The organism is Pseudoalteromonas sp. TP27, assembly GCF_056470645.1.
In genome coordinates, this window is record NZ_JARDAK010000062.1 from 1 (window position 1) to 2483 (window position 2483).

At 38.7% G+C, this 2483-nt stretch carries 4 protein-coding genes; 2 read left to right on the top strand and 2 right to left on the bottom strand.

Annotated features, from left to right (window positions below):
- Positions 1-36 precede the first annotated feature (36 nt).
- Complete coding sequence (locus PX700_RS21790; RefSeq protein ID WP_197209655.1) at positions 37-474, bottom strand: group II truncated hemoglobin; 438 nt, start codon at positions 472-474, stop codon at positions 37-39.
- A gap of 53 nt (positions 475-527) precedes the next feature.
- Between PX700_RS21790 and aroE the strand changes: the two genes are divergently transcribed.
- Positions 528-1352 (top strand): shikimate dehydrogenase, encoded by an 825-nt coding sequence (gene aroE, locus PX700_RS21795; RefSeq protein ID WP_415638668.1) that lies wholly within the window; start codon positions 528-530, stop codon positions 1350-1352.
- A complete protein-coding gene (locus tag PX700_RS21800; protein WP_415638669.1) occupies positions 1349-1603 on the top strand; it encodes a DUF1488 family protein in 255 nt (84 codons plus the stop codon). Before aroE ends, PX700_RS21800 begins: the two co-directional genes overlap by 4 nt.
- Here PX700_RS21800 and PX700_RS21805 read toward each other — a convergent pair.
- A complete protein-coding gene (locus PX700_RS21805) occupies positions 1595-2140 on the bottom strand; it encodes a gamma carbonic anhydrase family protein (protein WP_197209652.1) in 546 nt (181 codons plus the stop codon). The two genes, PX700_RS21800 and PX700_RS21805, sit on opposite strands and share 9 nt — an antisense overlap.
- Positions 2141-2483 lie beyond the last annotated feature (343 nt).

Sequence of the window (2483 nt, forward strand, 5' to 3'; positions counted from 1 at the left end):
AATTAGCGCCTTTTTGCATTGTGGCTAAATACAAATTTAATGCTGGTTAATCATGTGCGTTGCTAGTTGAGAGAATGATTGTTTTAAGCCTTCACGTAACAACGGGTTGTCTATTTCTATATCCAGCGTTTTATTCATGCAGTACATCCACTGATCGCGCAATGCTTTATCTACAGTAAAAGGCATATGGCGTTTACGTAGCATTGGCTGGCCATGTTTTTCTGTAAATAGGTTTGGCCCGCCTAACCAACCAGATAAAAATTCAAAAAATACTTGGCGAATTCGATCTAATGGCAGAGGATGCATATCATATAACGGTTTAGCGTATTCATCTGACTCCATTATGTCGTAGAATCGATTGGCAATAGCGCGCGCTCCTTTTTCTCCACCTATTATTTCGTACGGTGTTTTTTCAGGAGTAGGAGCCTGTTGCTCGGGAGTTGGCTTAGATTTAGAAAAAAGTCGTTTAATCATATTATTTATCATCGTTAATAGGCAGTGTATAGCTGCAAAGAGGTTGCTTTAAAATGGACAAATATGCGGTTTTTGGAAATCCAATTAAACATTCAAAATCCCCCGCGATACATAAACAATTTGCTGTATCACTGGGTGAGCAAATCGACTACCGCGCAATATTAGCACCTATCGATAACTTTGAAAAAACAGTATTGTCTTTTTTTGAGCAAGGCGGTATCGGTGCTAACGTTACAATGCCATTCAAAGAGCAAGCTTATGCAATGGCTGATGAGCTTACTCCGTTAGCTAAAATAGTAGGGGCTGTTAATACCTTAAAAAAACGAGACGATGGCACATTACTCGGTGATAACACCGATGGTATCGGTTTTGTTAACGATTTACTTGCTAATAAAGTAGCTATTACTAACAAGCGTATTTTAATTATTGGCGCGGGCGGTGCAGCTCGAGGCGTTATTTTACCTTTGCTAGAGCATAACCCTCAGGAAATAATAATCGTTAATCGCACAGCAAAAAAAGCTAAAGAACTCGCAGAGCTATTTACTCAATATGGACCTGTATCTGGCTTTGGCTTTGATGATTTACCAGTAAGCGATTACTCACTAATTATAAACTCTACCTCTAGCAGTATGAATAACGAGCTACCAGCACTTGATGAAAAACATATAACTAACTGTGAAGTCGCTTATGACATGTTTTATTCACTGCAAAATACTATTTTTATGAACTGGATTGCACAGCATAATATTAACGCTAAGCTTTTAGATGGCAGTGGTATGTTAGTGGGCCAGGCTGCTCAAGCCTATTATGTATGGCGCAATAAAATGCCAAAAATACTGCCTGTAGTTGATGCACTAAAACAAGGGGCGCTTAAATGAACCAAGCAATACAATTTATAGATAGGCTAGAATTTAGAGAGCCCGATCATCAGTTAGTATTCTTTGCACAAGTTAGTGGCATGCTGGTGGAGTGTGTAATAGAAGTAAGTACACTTAAATTAACAGACGAAAGCCATGCAACAGAGTATTTTGAAAAGTACCGTTTTGATTACGAAGAGCGTGCCGAGGAGCTTATCGAAGAAGAAAGTTACAACTCGGCAGGTCAGATAGAAGTAAGCTTATTACTCTAAGTTAGCGATTTCAGCTAAATACTCATCTTTAAGTGATACGTAGTTATCAGCAGATATTTTTAAAAAGGCAAGTTCTTGGTCTGTAAGAGGGCGAGCTTGCTTAGCTGGGCTTCCTACATATAAATAGCCAGACTCTAAACGCTTGTTTGGAGGCACCAAAGAACCTCCTCCAATAATAACATCGTCTTCAACAACAACGTTGTCCATAATAATAGCGCCCATACCCACAAGTATACGATCTCCTAGTACGCATCCGTGTAGCATTACCTTATGACCAACAGTTACGTCGTCACCTATAATAAGTGGGTAACCATCAGGATTGCTTTTAGTTGCACGAGATAAATGCAATACACTGCCATCTTGTATATTTGTACGCTCACCAATACGTATATAGTTAACATCGCCACGTGCAGCTACTAATGGCCACACACTACTATTATCACCTAAAGTAATGTTACCAACCAAAACCGATGAATCATCAACATAAACAGACGCATTAAATGAAGGAGTAACACCTTTATAAGAACGAATTGCCATAGTTAGTACCTTTTAGATCATGATTATTAGTATTTGAGTGTATCAGCAAGGTGATTTTTGTACCATACAGTGCACTGCTTGGTTACAAAACTATCAGTTTCGGGGTGTTTAGTTCAGATACTAACCGAACAGCATCTTTTTTTACTTTTTCTTTAAAAAAGTGCTTGCGTAAAAATATGATCTCCCTATAATGCGACCCCACTGAGACGGGAAACGCCAACGCATAGCGAGGCACGAACTACCTCAGAGAGTTAAATAAAACTTAGGTTTTAAATTGTCGAAAGAAAGTTTAAAACAAAGTGTTGACTCGAAAAATAAAGGGTGTATTATTCGCATCCCTTGA

Bases quoted from the DNA above. Each gene is read 5' to 3' on its own strand.
- PX700_RS21790 (WP_197209655.1), bottom strand. From the start codon at position 474: ATGATTAAACGACTTTTTTCTAAATCTAAGCCAACTCCCGAGCAACAG.
- aroE (WP_415638668.1), top strand. From the start codon at position 528: ATGGACAAATATGCGGTTTTTGGAAATCCAATTAAACATTCAAAATCC.
- PX700_RS21800 (WP_415638669.1), top strand. From the start codon at position 1,349: ATGAACCAAGCAATACAATTTATAGATAGGCTAGAATTTAGAGAGCCC.
- PX700_RS21805 (WP_197209652.1), bottom strand. From the start codon at position 2,140: ATGGCAATTCGTTCTTATAAAGGTGTTACTCCTTCATTTAATGCGTCT.